General features: G+C 46.5%; 14 protein-coding genes and 1 riboswitch. Of the genes, 2 read left to right on the forward strand and 12 right to left on the reverse strand.

The features are described from left to right. Nucleotides 1–39 precede the first annotated feature (39 nt). From kdpC to AC58UW_RS24230, 6 genes are all read right to left on the reverse strand, one after another. Complete coding sequence (gene kdpC, locus AC58UW_RS24205) at nucleotides 40–603, reverse strand: potassium-transporting ATPase subunit KdpC (protein WP_497423151.1); 564 nt, start codon at nucleotides 601–603, stop codon at nucleotides 40–42. A 28-nt stretch (nucleotides 604–631) separates the two neighbouring features. Then, complete coding sequence (gene kdpB, locus AC58UW_RS24210) at nucleotides 632–2,674, reverse strand: potassium-transporting ATPase subunit KdpB (RefSeq protein ID WP_497423152.1); 2,043 nt, start codon at nucleotides 2,672–2,674, stop codon at nucleotides 632–634. A gap of 30 nt (nucleotides 2,675–2,704) precedes the next feature. Continuing rightward, nucleotides 2,705–4,375 carry a potassium-transporting ATPase subunit KdpA gene (kdpA, locus tag AC58UW_RS24215; RefSeq protein WP_497423185.1) on the reverse strand — a complete coding sequence of 557 codons (1,671 nt, stop codon included), beginning with the start codon at nucleotides 4,373–4,375 and terminating at the stop codon, nucleotides 2,705–2,707. A gap of 47 nt (nucleotides 4,376–4,422) precedes the next feature. Next, a complete protein-coding gene (locus AC58UW_RS24220) occupies nucleotides 4,423–4,500 on the reverse strand; it encodes a potassium-transporting ATPase subunit F (protein WP_497423186.1) in 78 nt (25 codons plus the stop codon). Between the two features lie 145 nt (nucleotides 4,501–4,645). Continuing rightward, complete coding sequence (locus AC58UW_RS24225; RefSeq protein WP_497423153.1) at nucleotides 4,646–5,104, reverse strand: hypothetical protein; 459 nt, start codon at nucleotides 5,102–5,104, stop codon at nucleotides 4,646–4,648. 75 nt (nucleotides 5,105–5,179) lie between these two features. Beyond that, on the reverse strand, nucleotides 5,180–5,596 hold the full coding sequence (locus AC58UW_RS24230; protein WP_497423154.1) for a hypothetical protein: 417 nt from the start codon (nucleotides 5,594–5,596) through the stop codon (nucleotides 5,180–5,182). Nucleotides 5,597–5,715: 119 nt separating this feature from the next. Further along, a riboswitch (cyclic di-AMP (ydaO/yuaA leader) is annotated at nucleotides 5,716–5,886 on the reverse strand. A 284-nt stretch (nucleotides 5,887–6,170) separates the two neighbouring features. Here AC58UW_RS24230 and AC58UW_RS24235 point away from each other — a divergent pair. Then, nucleotides 6,171–6,692, forward strand: a complete 522-nt coding sequence (locus AC58UW_RS24235; RefSeq protein ID WP_497423155.1) for a hypothetical protein — start codon at nucleotides 6,171–6,173, stop codon at nucleotides 6,690–6,692. Between the two features lie 77 nt (nucleotides 6,693–6,769). Here AC58UW_RS24235 and AC58UW_RS24240 read toward each other — a convergent pair whose 3' ends face one another. Further along, nucleotides 6,770–8,596: an APC family permease gene (locus AC58UW_RS24240; protein ID WP_497423187.1), complete on the reverse strand. Its 1,827-nt coding sequence runs from the start codon at nucleotides 8,594–8,596 to the stop codon at nucleotides 6,770–6,772. Between the two features lie 163 nt (nucleotides 8,597–8,759). Here AC58UW_RS24240 and AC58UW_RS24245 point away from each other — a divergent pair, with 163 nt between their 5' ends. Next, on the forward strand, nucleotides 8,760–9,650 hold the full coding sequence (locus tag AC58UW_RS24245; protein WP_497423156.1) for a helix-turn-helix transcriptional regulator: 891 nt from the start codon (nucleotides 8,760–8,762) through the stop codon (nucleotides 9,648–9,650). On the opposite strand, the gene AC58UW_RS24250 is transcribed toward AC58UW_RS24245, so the two are convergent. From AC58UW_RS24250 to AC58UW_RS24270, 5 genes are all read right to left on the reverse strand, one after another. After that, nucleotides 9,651–11,153, reverse strand: coding sequence for a response regulator transcription factor (locus AC58UW_RS24250; RefSeq protein WP_497423157.1), 1,503 nt, complete (start codon nucleotides 11,151–11,153; stop codon nucleotides 9,651–9,653). Beyond that, on the reverse strand, nucleotides 11,150–12,856 hold the full coding sequence (locus AC58UW_RS24255; RefSeq protein ID WP_497423158.1) for a cache domain-containing sensor histidine kinase: 1,707 nt from the start codon (nucleotides 12,854–12,856) through the stop codon (nucleotides 11,150–11,152). The genes AC58UW_RS24250 and AC58UW_RS24255 overlap by 4 nt, the downstream gene beginning before the upstream one ends. 49 nt (nucleotides 12,857–12,905) lie before the next feature. Next, nucleotides 12,906–13,724 (reverse strand): carbohydrate ABC transporter permease, encoded by an 819-nt coding sequence (locus tag AC58UW_RS24260; RefSeq protein WP_145659017.1) that lies wholly within the window; start codon nucleotides 13,722–13,724, stop codon nucleotides 12,906–12,908. After that, the gene (locus tag AC58UW_RS24265; RefSeq protein ID WP_161408188.1) at nucleotides 13,721–14,656 is read right to left on the reverse strand and encodes a carbohydrate ABC transporter permease; all 936 of its coding nucleotides are present in this window, start codon (nucleotides 14,654–14,656) and stop codon (nucleotides 13,721–13,723) included. Before AC58UW_RS24265 ends, AC58UW_RS24260 begins: the two co-directional genes overlap by 4 nt. Before the next feature lie 69 nt (nucleotides 14,657–14,725). Next, nucleotides 14,726–16,060, reverse strand: coding sequence for an ABC transporter substrate-binding protein (locus tag AC58UW_RS24270; protein WP_497423159.1), 1,335 nt, complete (start codon nucleotides 16,058–16,060; stop codon nucleotides 14,726–14,728). Nucleotides 16,061–16,163: the final 103 nt, after the last annotated feature.

The following is a 16,163-nucleotide window of genomic DNA, read 5'->3' on the forward strand; positions in this document are numbered from 1 at the left end:
AGAAACCACTCTCGACGATCGAGAGTGGTTGCCTGCTACTTACAATTTCACTTGTTTTAACAGTTCTATATTCAGTTCTGTTACATTCACCCTTGGCTCACCGAAAATACCGAGCTGTCTGGTTTTTGTAAACTTATCAACGAGATCGTTAAGCACGTTCTCCGCAACTCCTGTTTCTTTGCTAATTCTAGGAACCTGGGCTTTTGCCCCTTCTGGTGACAAATCCGGATCGAAGCCGGAGCCAGACAAGGTGACCAAATCAGCAGGAATATCGGTTAGGCTAGGATTTTCCTTCTTCAAGGCGTCAATCTTTTCTGCCAATGCCGCTGCATAGTCGCTTGAGGCTACCGCCGTATTGGAGCCGACAGAAGCTTTAGGATCATACTTGGCTGTAGATTCTCTTGGATGAAACAGCTTAGGGGACTCAAAGCTTTGAGCCAGCAATTCTGAGCCGACTACCGCTCCGCCGGATTCAATCAGACTTCCATCTGCTTGTTTGGGAAATAAAACTTGAGCCACACCTGTCGTAACAAGCGGATAAATGAGCCCGCAAACGATCATGAACAATATAGATACACGAATTGCTATAAAAACCGATTTCATGACGCTATCTCCTCGCTTCTCTTTCTCTTTAAACGATATTCAGTCCGTGAAGTATCATATCAATGATTTTGATCCCAATGAAAGGTACGATTACACCGCCAATACCATACAGCAGCACATTTCGGGACAATAAACGATCAGCTGACATCGCGCGATACTTAACGCCCTTCATCGCAATTGGAATCAGCAGCGGGATGATAATGGCATTGAAGATTAATGCGGACAGAATAGCCGATTCCGGCGATGCCAGATTCATAATATTCAAGGCCTGCAGCTGCGGCATAGCTAAGATAAACATCGCAGGAATGATCGCGAAGTACTTAGCGATATCGTTAGCGATGGAGAAGGTCGTTAAAGCTCCACGTGTGATCAACAGCTGTTTCCCAATGGAAATAACGGAAAGCAGTTTCGTTGGATCCGAGTCCAAATCGATCATGTTGGCAGCTTCCTTCGCAGCCATTGTACCTGAGTTCATCGCTAAACCTACATCCGCTTGCGCCAGTGCAGGAGCATCATTCGTTCCGTCGCCTGTCATCGCAACAAGCTTGCCTTCTTGCTGTTCCTTTTTAATCGCAGCAATTTTATCTTCCGGTTTCGCCTCGGCAATAAACTCATCTACACCTGCTTCAAGGGCAATTGTTGCAGCTGTCAGCGGATTATCCCCCGTACACATTACGGTTTTGATACCCATTGCGCGCAGCTCGGCAAAACGCTCTTTCAAGCCAGGTTTTACGGTATCTTTGAGGTAAATAACACCGTAAATTCGCTCATTAATCGCTACAGCAAGCGGAGTGCCTCCGGCCTTAGCGATTCGGTTCGTTATCGCCTCTAAATCATTAGGAACTATACCGCCTAAAGCCGTTACATATTTTTTAATCGCGTCAACTGCACCTTTACGAACCTTGGAGCCTCCTGCGAGATTAAGCCCTGACATACGCGTCTCAGCCGTGAACTCTACAACTTCCGCACCTTCATACGCACCTGTTTGCCATGACTCACCAAGTTTATTAGCAAGCTCAACAATGGAGCGTCCTTCTGGTGTTTCATCTTTGACAGAAGCTTGCAGGGAAGCAAACGTAATGTCTTTAGCCGTCAGGCCATTTACAGGAACGAACTCGGACGCCATCCGATTCCCGAATGTAATGGTTCCTGTTTTATCCAATATCATCGTATCGATGTCGCCTGCGGCTTCGACCGCTTTACCGGACATAGCCAGAACGTTAAACTGTGTTACACGGTCCATACCGGCAATACCGATTGCGGATAAAAGACCCCCGATTGTTGTCGGAATAAGACAGACTAGCAAAGCGATCAACGTGGAGATTTCCAATTTAACACTCAAATACTGCGCCATTGGCACCATCGTCATAATGACGATCAAGAAGATCAGCGTCAATACAGCAAGCAGTGTCGTTAAAGCAATTTCATTCGGCGTTTTTTGACGTTTCGCGCCTTCAACGAGTGCAATCATACGGTCTAAGAAAGATTCGCCTGGATCGGTCAAGACTTTGACAACGATATAGTCAGACGCTACCCGTGTACCGCCAGTTACAGAGGAGAAGTCGCCTCCCGCTTCCTTAATAACAGGAGCGGATTCACCTGTAATGGCTGATTCATCAATGGAGGCTAAGCCTTCAATGATTTCCCCATCGGAAGGGATGATTTCACCCATCTCAATACGAACAATATCGCCCTTACGGAGTGTCGTAGAAGACACTTCCTTATAAGAGCCGTCCTTTTGAACCAGACGAGCCTTCGTATCGGACTTCGTTTTCCGCAGAGAATCGGCCTGCGCCTTACCTCTCCCTTCCGCCAGTGCTTCCGCAAAGTTAGCGAAAAGCAGCGTAAAGAGCAGAATCAGAAAGACCGCAATATTATAACCCCTGCCTACTTCTGTTGAGCCAAATAGATCAGGTGCAAAGGATAGCAGCAAGGTAATGACGGTTCCTACTTCAACCACGAACATAACCGGATTTTTAATCATTACCGCGGGATTCAGTTTCTTAAATGAATCCACGATAGCTTGATTGACAATTTCTTTTGATAATGTTTTTTTACGTTCCACAGCCATGTAAATCCTCCCTCTCTATTACGTCTATCCTTAACGCGCTGCCAAGTGTTCAGCAATCGGCCCCAATGCCAGCGCCGGGAAGAACGTTAGAGCACCGATAACTAAAATGATCATGATCAAAATCCCCATAAATAAAGGTGTGTTCGTCCGAAGTGTACCTGTTGTAACCGGCACTACACGTTTAGTAGCAAGCGAGCCTGCTATCGCGAGCATGGCGATAATGGAAATATATCGTCCAACCAACATGACAAGACCAATGCTCATCGCATAGAAGTTCGTACCCGCGCTCAAACCACCAAAGGCAGATCCGTTATTGGCTGCACCTGAGGTGAAAGCGTACAGGACTTCCGAAAGGCCGTGCATGCCTTGATTCGCTATGGAAGTGACCGATTCAGGGCGAATAAGCGCCCAAGCTGTTGGTGCCAAAATAATGAGCGGGTGCGTCAGAATCGCGATCGCAGCCAGCTTCACTTCTTTACCTTCAATTTTTTTGCCCATAAATTCAGGCGTACGTCCAACCATCAGTCCACAAATGAACACGGACAAGATGAGATAAAGCAATCCGTTTAATAAGCCGACCCCTTTACCTCCGAAAACGTTATTTAACATCATTTCCGCAAATGGAACAATGCTTCCTAGAGGTGTAAGCGATTCATGCATCGTATTCACACTACCTGTTGTAGCTGCTGTCGTAACGGTTGTGAACAGGGCCGTTTCGGATAATCCGAATCGAACTTCCTTACCTTCCATATTGCCATGGACGCCCAGCGCATCTACAGCAGTTATGCCTTTATACTCCGCATAGAATATCGTCGCAAGCATAACCAGGAAGATAATTCCCATGGCAGCAAAGACGGTCCAACCTTGCTTCTTGTTCTTAATCATTAATCCGAATGCATACACGAGTGCTGTAGGTAACAGCATCATACAAATGATATGGATGAAGTTGGTGAAAGGTGTTGGATTCTCAAACGGATGCGCAGCATTCGTCCCGAACCATCCGCCACCGTTGGTGCCAAGATGCTTAATTGATTCCAAAGAAGCAACTAGACCACGAGTAATCGTTTGTTCAGCCCCTTCAACCGTTGTCGCTTGCGCAGCACCCAGCAAGGTTTGCGGCACGCCTTGAAAAACTAAGATTAAAGCGACAATGAAGCTAAGCGGCAAAAAGATACGAGTAATCGATCTCGTCATATCTACGTAAAAGTTACCGAGATTATCTTGACGGCCAACTAATCCACGGATAAAAGCTACAGCTACTGCGAATCCAGTTGCCGCCGATGTAAACATCGGGAAGGTAATGGCTACCATTTGAGAGAAATAGGACAGTGTATTTTCACCACTGTACGCTTGCCAGTTCGTATTTGTAATAAAGGAAATCGCTGTATTGAAAGCAATCGTTGGCGATACATTACCGATCCCATCGGGATTCAGCGGTAGATAACTCTGAAGCCGGAATATGGCGTACATCAGGATCATCATGACGAAATTGACGATTAATACGGCTCCTAAGTACTTTTTCCATCCCATCGCTTCTTCTTCTTTAACACCCATCAGGCGATAGGACATACGCTCAAAGGGACCGAACACGCGATCCAGGCCACTCTTTTCATAACCAAATACTTTCACCAAGTAAATGCCCACCGGCTTCACCAGAAGCATGATAATCACCAGTGTGACAATTACTTGTAACAATCCCATACCCATAGTAGGTTCTCCCCCTGCTTACTTAAGCTCTAATTTATCCATTAAAATTTCTCCGGCTTCACTAGTACAAAGCCAAGATACACCATCATAGCTAGCGCAATTATTCCAATCACAATCATTTGGTTGCCTCCTATTCAAAAGCTTGCATCGAAAGCATAAGCTTACGCTTTTTCACAAAATTTCATAAATCCCCAGAATCCAAGAAAGGTTAATGCCATTAATATAATCATTGTTACATCGTTGTACATAACGCACCTCCTCCAATCAGACAGTACCTAATTTATTTGTTTGTAATAAAGAGGATAGAAGGAACTTCACATCACCGTTTTTCGAATAAATAACGTAGTCAGCGCCTAACCCTTTGTAAATTAATCTGGGATTTATACTTTGGGTAACCACATACATTGGCCCTGAAGTCCAACTGCGGCATATTTGAATGTAGCGGCAGCATAACGTCAAACTCTCCTCGAACAAAATGATGCTTCCGATCGGATAATCGGGAATGATGGATTCAGCCTTTATCGACGTATCCACCTGCATGATTTTTTTTACTCCCTGCCCTTCTAACTTGAGTTTTTCCAACTTATTGTTTGTTAATGCAACAAAAGGAAAACCACTCAATTTTATTTGTTTCATGAAGTCTTCGCCTGCCTTAGTAGGCGCAGCTATGAGCAGCAAATCGCTTTGCATGACTTTCATCGCTTCCTTTCTTACCTGACTCATTGTAACGCTGAACGGTATAAAAATGAGGTAAAGAATCTATAGCTCGCATATAAAAAAAGCATAAAAATGCGATGCTTAGAAAGAGACATAAGCCTCTGAATGGTCAAAAATATAAGTGCGATCTGATAATACATCCAGCTCTTTTTTACCTATAGATCTATGTTGAAGCTTGTCAGCTAAATCCGTTAATGCCGATTCCATAACATGCGTCCTTACTTCTCCCCATGCCTCTTTTTTCTGATGGACATACTGCAAACCATCCTCAAGTGAAAGCCCTTTGAGCTTCTGAAAGACCACAGCCCATTGAACGAAATCCCCCTTCAGGTTACCGCAAGGAATTTCATAATCACCTAAACCGCTCGTTCCCAGACTTGTTGAGATTGAAAGCATTCCGCAATGGCAGTCGCGGCCATGCCCAGGCAGCAGTTTGTCAGATAACTCATCATCAAAGCGATAGCATTCAATTCGGGTAATTTTGCATTCGGGAACCATTCGTAGATTCACTCTCCTCAATTTTTGAACAACAAAAAGAAGCCTGCGAGCAGAGAATCTCTGCTCTCGGGCTTCTTGGCAGCTTGTATACACAAGCTGTAATTAGCACAATAGAACGTTGGCTCTCTCCCAATACGCTTACGAGGTTAGCTGTCGGATTCGGGCTTGGAAGCGCCCTACCTTGGCAAGCTGGAGCTTGCTTTTGGATTCACCCCGCGAAGACGTTGATGCTACAATCGTCCTCTATTGGTTCCCCCGTTCCCCTTGCGGGGACTCAGCGTTTTCAACTTGATGTGAAGTTGATGCTCTGAATCTTACGCCTTGACCTCCGTCTTGTAAAACGAACCGCGATCTCTTATTTGCCATAATGACTTATGGATGCGCTTGCAATTAAAGAAAGCATTCATTTTCGATATTCATGCTTCGATTTTCTTCCGTTTTCGGCATTTTTATCTTTTTTTTATGTGTTTCCCCCCTTTTCTTTACCCCATTTTTACTACTCTCAGCCTTACAATTGAGGAGCAGAACACACACATTATTTCTGTCAGGTCTTACGTGTAAAGGAGAAATTACGATGGCTTCCACTCCCCGTTATTATTTAGGGATAGTCCCACAAGCGTTAAATCCGGTTTCATTAACTTACGAGTGGTTCGGCGTCTTATGGCTAGAAGAAGATAACCGTTTCCCTGTCATTGTCGGTTACTGGTTTTGTAAGGAGAAGCCTGAGATTGTTCAAAAAGCGCAGCAAGCTGGATACTACAAATGGGCCGAGATCTCCGAGCACTACGTAATCATGAACATGTACAGGTCCATACGAAATAAACAAAAAGAGCAGGACTGGGAGAAGCGATCAAGGCTATCGATCCGTATGAATTTCACATCGCCGTGGAAGAACGTTCCAGCCGGATTGTATGTCATCAAATCAAGAGAAACCTTTCCGCTGCATGCTTCTGCCATCTGTAAAAAGAGGTTTTTCCTTTGGTTGGAACATGCCGCTGTATGTGAAACCGAGCAAGAACTTCAAGCCTTCATCCGACGGGTGCAAAGAGAGCACCACATGGAGAAAACAATAAAAACAGGGAGCCCTACGATGTAGGGAAGCCTAACACGTAAAAAAAGTACAGAAACGGCGAATTATCGCCGAATCCTGTACTTTTTATTGATTTATCCTATCTACTTTTTCAAATGATACGGTACCGTCGTCACGATGAGATCCCGTCTGTACAGCAGAAACGCGCGGATCAGCAAGCTGGACTGATTATGGAGAATGTGCTGCCAGTTTCGTTTGGGAATAAACTGTGGAATTAAGACGGTTACCCGGAAATTCGACTCATTCGCCTTATGTTCCACGGTATCGATGAACTTCGTCAACGGTTGAATGATGCTTCGGTAGTGAGAATGCAGCGTGACTAATCGTACATCCGGCTGCCAACACGCCCATTTCTCTTGAAACTGCTTCTCGGCCTCTCGATCAAAGGCCACATACACAGCGATAATCTGGTCCGGCGCCAGCGATTTGGCGTAATTCATGGAATTTTCCACGACATGTGTAATGCCCGCGACAGGCACGATCATCACATTGCCTTTGATCGGAATAGAAGGCTCACACGTCGTGATTCGGAGCTGCTCACCCACGGCCTCGTAATGCTTTTTGATTTTATGGAACGTATAAACAATCAAGGGGAGGAATATAAACACAGGCCATACCTGCTCCAGCTTTGTGATAAAAAAGATCAGCATCACGGTAAAGCTAATCAAAGCGCCAATCAAATTGATCGTTAGCTTGACGATCCAGCCTTTGGGCTTCTTGCGTACCCACTTCACCAGCATCCCTGTTTGTGCCAGCGTAAAGGGAATAAACACGCCAACGGCATACAGCGGAATAAGATGTTCTGTCCTGCCTTTAAACACGATAATCAGAATGATCGACATAATCGCCAGGAAAATAATCCCGTTCGAATACCCCAGTCGATCTCCTCTGATCGTAAACATTCTAGCGATATATTTGTCCCTGGCCAAATTAACAGCGAGTAACGGAAATGCCGAATACCCCGTATTGGCGGCAAGCACAAGGATCATCGCGGTGGTGCCTTGGATGAAGTAGTACATATAATTCCTCCCAAATGTTTGGGAGGCAATTTGTGAGACTACGGTTTCCTCAGCTTTGGGTACGATGCCGTAGGCAAAAGCCAAATACACAATGCCCGAGAACAATATGGCAAGCAGCAAGCCCATAGCCGCTAGGGTTTTGGAGGCATTATTCGGTCCTGGCGCTTTAAAGTTTGGAATCGCATTCGAGATCGCTTCAACACCCGTTAAGGCCGAGCTGCCGGATGCGAAAGCTTTTAATAACAAGAACAGTGTAATTCCAGCAACCGGCGTCCCCATAGTCGCATGCATCTCAGGTGTGACTGTTCCGGTCAGCCCCTTATATAAGCCTACGCAGATTAATATAAACAACGCCAAAATGAATAAATAGACGGGATATGCCAAGATGGAGGCTGACTCGGTGATTCCTCTAAGATTCAGTATCGTTATGGCGACAACGAGCAGAGTAGCAATATTCACGTTGTAAGGATGGAGCTGCGGGAAGGCCGAAGTAATAGCGTCTGTCCCCGCCGAGATGCTGACCGCCACAGTTAGGATGTAATCCACCAGCAAGGAGCCCCCGGCTAGCAAGCCTGCGTTTACACCCAAATTTTCTTTCGATACGACGTACGCCCCACCCCCATGGGGATAGGCGAAGATAATTTGCCGATATGACAGAATAAGAGCCAATAAAAGTATGAGCACGCCTACGCCGATCGGTATCGAGTACCAAAGTGCCGCGGCGCTTATCGTGATAAGCACAATGAGAATTTGTTCAGGCCCGTAAGCGACCGATGATAGAGCGTCAGAAGACAGGATCGCTAATGCCTTTGTTTTATTCAGCTTTTGCTCCCCTAATTCGGCTGATTTCAAAGGCTGACCGATGAGTAACCTTTTCAATGCAGACAACATCATACCACCGCCAAATTTTTTGAGTTCATCCTCCCTTAAATTACCCTCTATGCTAAGATAAGAACCACAAAACCTAATGCCAAGTTTCTACAAAAGTTGAACGAGCCTTGTGATAAAATGGAACCGAACGTCTACTCAGTCTATCCGTTGGATGGTGATGACATTGACAGACATATCCCCGATTCGGCATACCACCTATCGCGAGCTGGCGCCTAGTGTACATTGGGCTCAACTGCACCAAAGAACGCCTCAATTCAAATGGGCGCGGCGTATTTACGATTTTCAGTTTCTCTATGTCATTCAAGGCGAGCTGCAGGCCACTTTACTGGGCAAGTCGATGCTGATTCCTGCGGGGAGTATGCTGCTTTTACCAGCCAATGTGTATCACACCATCGAAGTATTGACAGCGCCGCATGTTCATCTACTTGGGATTCATTTCGATTTCTTTAGCGACCTGCGTGTGAAGCAAGGGGATATTGTCGTGGATGAAAGCAATCCTCTCGTGGATTGTTTTTGCGCGATGCCTTATATTGACGGGACACCTCTGTTTCCATACACATACTCCCTCTCGCTTCCTCCCGCTGTCGTTTCGTTGATGGAGGCGACCATCCATGAAATGACCGAGCAGAAACAAGGCTTCGAGATGGTCTCCAAGGGGCTGATGCTCCAAATGCTCACACTGCTAATCCGGCACCAAGCCGAGACCAATCGTACCCTTCACCCGAAATATCAAGAAAGCTTACAGCATTTAGCTCATGAACTCAAAACGAGTTACCGAAAAAAGTGGACCAATGGCGATATGGCCGCTTTCATCAACGTTCATGAAGACTATATGAGTAAGCTTTTTAAAGATATGCTGGGGATGAGCCCTAATAAATATTTGCAATCCGTCCGGCATCAGCAGGCTAAACGGCTATTACGCGAAACCGATAATAAAATCGAGCGAATCTCGCTCGAAGTCGGCTATGATGATTTTCACTATTTCAGTCGTATATTTAAAAAATGGGAAGGGATGTCCGCTCAGCAGTATCGCAAGTTCTCGCAATTCATTTGATTAGGCATGACTCTTCCGATAATCCGACGGATAGCTGGAACAGTTCTCCACAAATAATTTGGTAAAATGCCTCGTGCTGTAGTAGCCGACCTTCTCCGCGATTTGCTTCACTTGCAAATTCGTATTGAGCAGCAGCTCCTTGGCCTTCAGCATGCGAAGATTCGTTAAATATTTAACGAATGGCGTTCCTGTTTTTTTACTGAACAGCATGCTTAAATAATTGGCAGTCACATTGAGCTGCTGGGCAATTGAACCTATCCCGATATCGTCCATATAATGCTGCTCGAGATAATGAACGACCTGCTCGATAAGATCAGCCGTAACCGGCTCCCTGGGTTTGATCTCCCGCAGCTTGCTCTCCCCCATCTCCCGAAGCTCCCTGATCACTTCAGACTCTGACCGCGCAGCATCATAAGCACCTCCAACGCCCAACGCTTGCACCATATACAGGTGAATGGCTCGCTGCGTTTGCGCATTTGAGCTTCGTTTGCCCGCTAGCAGCAAGCCCTCCAGCTCTCCAACCGCTGTTTGATAATTCAAATAGGCCCTGAAATACATATGCTGCTTAATCGCGCAGAAAAGTTGACTGATTTTGGAGCTTTCAGGAACCTGGGCCTCCGCTTCCAACTCCATGTATCTAATGCGCTGGCCGATGCCGTGAACCACCCGCAGATGGCTCCATTCCCCAAGCTGCGCAAGCTGGGCATTCAGTTGATCGAAGCCGCGGCACTCGCCAGTTTGCAGAATCGTTATCGCCAAGCCATTATGACGATACGGCTCGGCGATATCTGCCAACCCGTCAAAAAAATGCTGCACCTGCTCCCTGCAATCAAAGCCCTTCGCCGGATCCCAGGAACCGATCGCCGCACACTCACCGTCAGGCAGCGACACCATGGCGAAATTCATGCCATAAACAAGCAAACTTGCCATACGCTCACGCAAGTCATCATAAAAAGCGCAGGTCATGTCCGATAAGGATTTCCCGGTTTTGGTCGTGTCACATATACAAACGGCTCCGATAAACCAGCCTTGCACATAGACGCTGTCCAGCTCCTCAAATTTCAAGGTCGTGAGCCCGTTGCAAAGGGCAAACAAATTATTTTCAAATTGTTGGTTATGCATTTGGATGAATTCTTTATTGTGCTTGGCCGTATTCGTTAGCGCCCTCTCCAGATCGAGAGGATTAACGGGCTTAAGTAAATAATCGGACGCCCCAAGCTGTAAAGCCTCCTGCACATAAGCAAAGTCTGAAAATCCGCTTAAGATGATCCACTTGGTGCAAGGCGAGATCGCTTTGCCCAAGCGCATCGCCTCCAGCCCATTCATTCGGGGCATCCGGATATCAATGATGGCGACATTCGGCTTATGTTCGCTGACTAGCTCCAGGAGTTCCTCCCCATTCGCTCCCTCGCCAACAATGTGCCAGGAGGATTCTACATCCTGAACCATACTGCGAATGCTCGCCCGAATCAGCTTCTCATCATCAGCAATGATCAATTTCATCCTCGCATCACATCCTTTAAAGGTATTAGGATTTGAACACTAGTTCCTTCATCCTTAGCACTATGAATACTCATCGATGCTCCCTCGAAAGACAGTTGCAACCGCTCCCTAACATTCCGAATGCCTAGGCCCTCCTGCACTTTGCTGGATTCAAATCCCACCCCGTTATCGCTAATCTGAATGGCTAATGCTTCTTCCTGCTGACCAGGAATAGACTGAATGTGGATGTCCATCCTAAGCTCGCAACTATGATCACACGGCTCTATGCCATGAATGATCGCATTCTCAATCATCGGCTGCAGCAGCAGCTTCGGAATTAAGAGTGACAGAGCATCCGGATCGCAGCTGATGTGCACCTGAATTTTCTCAGCGAAACGAACCAATTGAAGTCCGCAGTACTTGTTGATAAAATCGATTTCCTCCTGCAACTGCGCCCAATCGTTATGCTCTAGGGTGTAGCGCAGCATGCCGCTTAACGATAGAATAGCCCGCTCCAGCTGCATGCTTTGTCCCGTTCGATTAAGGCCAATGAAGCCATTTAACGTGTTGTATAGAAAATGCGGCTGGATTTGCGATTGCAAAGCCCGGTACTCCGCGTTCCGCTTCCCGAGCACGGCCTTATATTCCCGATCAATCAGCTCACCAAGTTTGTAGATCATCGTATTCAAATTGCTGCCCAGCTGGGAGATTTCATCGTTTCCTTTTACACGATACAAGGTATTCATATCCCCGCGTTGGACGCGCTTCATCACTTGAATCATTTGCTTGAAAGGCGTAACAATCCAGTGGGATACTGTGAAATACAGAATCAACGCAATCAGCAGGCCGCTGGCCGCAAAAGCCGAACCCATCCAATAGACACGCTTCAAATGTCCTTGGATAAAAGCCTCCGGCGACAGGATCGCGATCACCCAATTCGAGCGGGAAATCGTTTCTCGAACGACCGAGTAGGAGTCTTTCACGTCCATGACCGTCCGGCTTCCCGAAGCAACTTGGCGCTGCATATCGCCCGTAATGGGTTGATTCGCATAAATCAATTGCTGATTATCATCAAGGATGACCACCTTCGCCCCCTTGCTCAGCCGAATGCCTTTCATCATCTGATCCAAGAGGACAGTGTCAGCATCCGCCATAATAATGCCCAGCGGCCGACTGGAATCCGGGTCCTTGATCAGACGCGTAACTGAGAAAACCTCACTATCTGCGTTGTTCAGATAATCCTGCTTATGTACACCGGTGAACGCTACGTTCCCGTCTGCCTTCACCGCCTTGATATACCAATCTTGCTCTTTAAAAGGAAAACCTTTCACCGCTTGATCAGAGAAACTGAGAGGCGGCGTAATGTAAACAGAACCATCCATTGGCAGAAGAATGGTTCCGAGTATGTCCTTTCGCATATTTTTCAAATAGCTAGGGAGGGTTTTATTCAGTACTTCTTCCGCCTCATATTGCTCATAAGGGGTAAGAAGCTTCCACTGAGAGGTAGATTTTAATTTCAATGCAAGCATCACTTCATTGTTCAGATAAGGCGTAACAGTCATGCGCTCCAAATCGTCCAAATACGTTTGAATATCGAAAGTAAGCGCAGTTAAAGTCCCCTCCAGCAGAGAGGACTCTTGTTCTTTAATTAAATCGAGATAATAGGAGGGCAATTTAACAACAATACCGACAATCGGAATGACAATAGTAATGAAAAATAGCAAAGATAGCCGAAACCGAATCGATTGTCTGATTGTATCAACCTCCTAGCGATTATCCTTTGATCGCGCCGGAAGCAAGTCCCGAGACAAAGTAGCGCTGCAAAAATAAATACACAATCGTCATCGGAATCGCGCCCATGAAGGACCCGGCAGCCACCCAGCCTACATTGCTCGTATACTGGCCAAAGAACGATGAAAGCGCTACCGTTATGGTCCGCATCTCTGGTTTTTGCAAGAAAAAGATCGAGAATTGGTAGTCGTTCCACACAGCAACACCAGACAAAATAATAACTGTCGCAGTCACAGGCTTCAGCAGCGGTAATATCACCGTGAAGAACAACTGGAACCTACCTGCTCCATCAATCATCGCCGCTTCATCCAAATCCCGCGGAATCGTGGAGATGAAACCAGTGTACAAGAAAATCGTCATAGGCAGATTAAAGGTAATGAATAATAGAATAATGCCCCAGTACTGATTCATCCCGCCAATATCTACCATAAATTTATACAACGGAACCAGAATAGTCAATGGGGGAACGATTAAAGCGGACACGAAAACCGCATAAATGAATTTATTCCAGCTCGTTTGTCGCCGGGCAAGCGGATAAGCCGCAATGGAGCCAATCATGACGATCAGGACAACTGAAATGACGGTCACGATGAAGTTGCTCCGGAAAGCATCCGCCAGATGCGCTTCCTTCCAAGCATCCCGGAAGTTATCGAAGTACAGATAGCCTGGAAACATCCATTTGGAGCTTAGATCGTCGAAGGCTTTGAGTGAAGTCGTAATCAAAATATAGAAGGGCAAAATGTGCGCCAAGCAAATGACGAGGGAGAGCAGCGTTAACAGACTTTTCCGTTTGTTTCTCATGCGTTAACCTCCCTCTTTCTAAGAAACAGCAAGGCCGTAATACTCACGATGGAGATCATGATGAACATCAGAATTCCGATCGTAGCCGCATACCCGGCATCTTCCCTTCCAAAATAGAGCAGATACATAATCGAAGACAACGATGCGGAGGCATAGCCTGGACCGCTGTTGGTCAGTGCGACGATGACGTCAAACAATTTAAGGCCGCCAATCAGATTGAGTACCATGCTGACCGTAAAAGCAGGGGCAATAAGCGGCCATGTCACATGGGCAAAACGCTGTAAGGGACCCGCTCCGTCAATCGTCGCAGCCTCGTAGTAATCCCTTGGAATAGACTGCAATCCGGCCAAATAGAGCACCATCGCGATCCCCAAATACTGATACGTGTTGACGAACGTAATAATCCACACATTCAGGTTCGGATCTCCCAGCAAATTCGAAGGCTGATCATGAAACAATAGAATAATGTCATTGATGGCGCCGCCTTGATACTGGAAGAAGAAGTACCAGATATACCCCATAATCAAGGAGGAAATAATGACCGGCAAATAAATGACCGTACGGACAAGTCCTCGGGTTCGGATATTCAGATTTAAGAATAGAGCGTATAACAAGCCGATGACATTTTGAAAAACAGCACTGCCGATCCCATAGATCGCCGTATTGCGAATAACCTTGAGGATCTCTGGATCCGTGAACATTCGGGTATAATTGTTGAAACCGATCCATTTGTAGTCTTGATTGTAGCCGTCCCAATTCGTAAACGAAATTTTGATCCCTTTGAAAAACGGATAAAAAATGAAAATGAAAAATAAAAGAAGCGCCGGAATATAGAGCAAATTCAGCAAAGCACCGCTGCGCACGAGGCGACTAAAGGTTGTTTCCGTTTTGCGGGAACGGGTCTGTACAAGCACTGTCCTTGATTCAGCCATAAGTTCACCTTCCTCCTTCATGATCGTAGAGCAAAAAGGAGGGTGGTTGACACCCTCCCAATTTCACTGCTACTGATTGCGCAGACGTAAGTATTCGGATTTCATTTTGTCAGAGAATTGCTGAGGAGAAACCGTTCCCGCGAGCAAGGCAACGCCAGTTTTGCACATGACGTCCCACATACCGTTTGGCAGATACACACGGTCAAAATAAGGGAACACGCGAATATTCTCGAATTGCTTGTAGTACTCGGAGAATTCATGCTTGGATTCGATGTTTTTTAGTCCAGCAGGCAGCTTAGTCGCATTGGCGATTTTGGACATATTCGCTGGCTTGGCAAAGAACGCAATCAGCTTCTTGGATTCTGCCAAGTGCTTGCCGTCTTTCCAGGCACCCATCGTATAACGCTCACCGCCTGAGAAGGATTGGCTGTCTCCAGCGACCATCGAGGTCAGCGGGGCAATGCCGATTTTGGCGGCTTTATTGTATTTGTACACTTCGTCCGCGAAGGAAGGGGCGCCGAATACGAAAGCTACTTTGCCCTGTGCAAACAGTTGCGGCATGTCACTGTATTTGGCCGTCAGCACATCTTTGTTGATGTACCCCTTCTTGCTCATGTCCTGCAGCTTTTGCGCAAGCGGTGTCCATTTGCTCCAATCAAAAGTCCCGTCAAGAAGCGTCTTAGCATCGTTCGTCGCCGGGGAGATGTACATCGATGTGGCGTACAGATCGGAGAAACCGCCGATCATTCCGTTATCCACACCGGACATGAAGAACGGCGTCACCGCTCCGTTGCTGGATGTTTTGATTTTCTCGGCTGCCGCCATCAGTTCGTCGAAGGTTTTTGGCGGTGTGATGCTGTATTTTTCAAGAATTTCAGCGTTATAGGAGATCCCGTCTTTGGCTTCGCTCATCACGAGCGCCTCTACCTTACCGTCCTTGTCCGTGACGACAGGTTTGATCGTATCCGTCATATCTTTTGCCCATGGCTCATTGCGCAGATCGGCTAGATACTTGCCATAGCGGATAATCGCCCAACCATGCGTATCGAAGACGTCCGGCAAATCGTTTGCCGCCATTTTAACCTTCAGAATGTTCTCGTATTCGGCGCCGGGGAATTGGAATTCAACGGCTACGTTCGGATTTTCCTTTGTAAAATCAGCCGCAATGCCCTTCATCATCTCTTGATTCGGCAGCTCGGAGATCGTACTGTACACCGTTAGTTTGATCTTATCCCCGCTCGGTTTGGCATCCGGGGTACTGGCCGCCGTCGTCGTTGTCGGTTTCGTAGTTGCTGCCGGACTGTCAGTCGTAGATGTTCCCGAGCTTGGCCGGCTGGAACAGCCCATAAAAACAACGGAAATCGTGAGCATCATGGCAGCAACGCTTAAAAATGTTTTTTTCATTTTTACGAATCCTCCCTTTGCATGATTGAAGTGATGAGTTGCCATCTGTGAACACAGAATGTTTTACACCTTAATCATATCAATTTTGGTTACGCTTACAAGT

It is taken from the genome of Paenibacillus sp. J22R160 (assembly GCF_059692135.1).

What these genes read in the sequence shown, in the direction of transcription:
- kdpC (WP_497423151.1), bottom strand. Translation starts at nt 603, where the DNA reads ATGAAATCGGTTTTTATAGCAATTCGTGTATCTATATTGTTCATGATC.
- kdpB (WP_497423152.1), bottom strand. Translation starts at nt 2,674, where the DNA reads ATGGCTGTGGAACGTAAAAAAACATTATCAAAAGAAATTGTCAATCAA.
- kdpA (WP_497423185.1), bottom strand. Translation starts at nt 4,375, where the DNA reads ATGGGATTGTTACAAGTAATTGTCACACTGGTGATTATCATGCTTCTG.
- AC58UW_RS24220 (WP_497423186.1), bottom strand. Translation starts at nt 4,500, where the DNA reads ATGATTGTGATTGGAATAATTGCGCTAGCTATGATGGTGTATCTTGGC.
- AC58UW_RS24225 (WP_497423153.1), bottom strand. Translation starts at nt 5,104, where the DNA reads ATGAGTCAGGTAAGAAAGGAAGCGATGAAAGTCATGCAAAGCGATTTG.
- AC58UW_RS24230 (WP_497423154.1), bottom strand. Translation starts at nt 5,596, where the DNA reads ATGGTTCCCGAATGCAAAATTACCCGAATTGAATGCTATCGCTTTGAT.
- AC58UW_RS24235 (WP_497423155.1), top strand. Translation starts at nt 6,171, where the DNA reads ATGGCTTCCACTCCCCGTTATTATTTAGGGATAGTCCCACAAGCGTTA.
- AC58UW_RS24240 (WP_497423187.1), bottom strand. Translation starts at nt 8,596, where the DNA reads ATGTTGTCTGCATTGAAAAGGTTACTCATCGGTCAGCCTTTGAAATCA.
- AC58UW_RS24250 (WP_497423157.1), bottom strand. Translation starts at nt 11,153, where the DNA reads ATGAAATTGATCATTGCTGATGATGAGAAGCTGATTCGGGCGAGCATT.
- AC58UW_RS24260 (WP_145659017.1), bottom strand. Translation starts at nt 13,724, where the DNA reads ATGAGAAACAAACGGAAAAGTCTGTTAACGCTGCTCTCCCTCGTCATT.
- AC58UW_RS24265 (WP_161408188.1), bottom strand. Translation starts at nt 14,656, where the DNA reads ATGGCTGAATCAAGGACAGTGCTTGTACAGACCCGTTCCCGCAAAACG.
- AC58UW_RS24270 (WP_497423159.1), bottom strand. Translation starts at nt 16,060, where the DNA reads ATGAAAAAAACATTTTTAAGCGTTGCTGCCATGATGCTCACGATTTCC.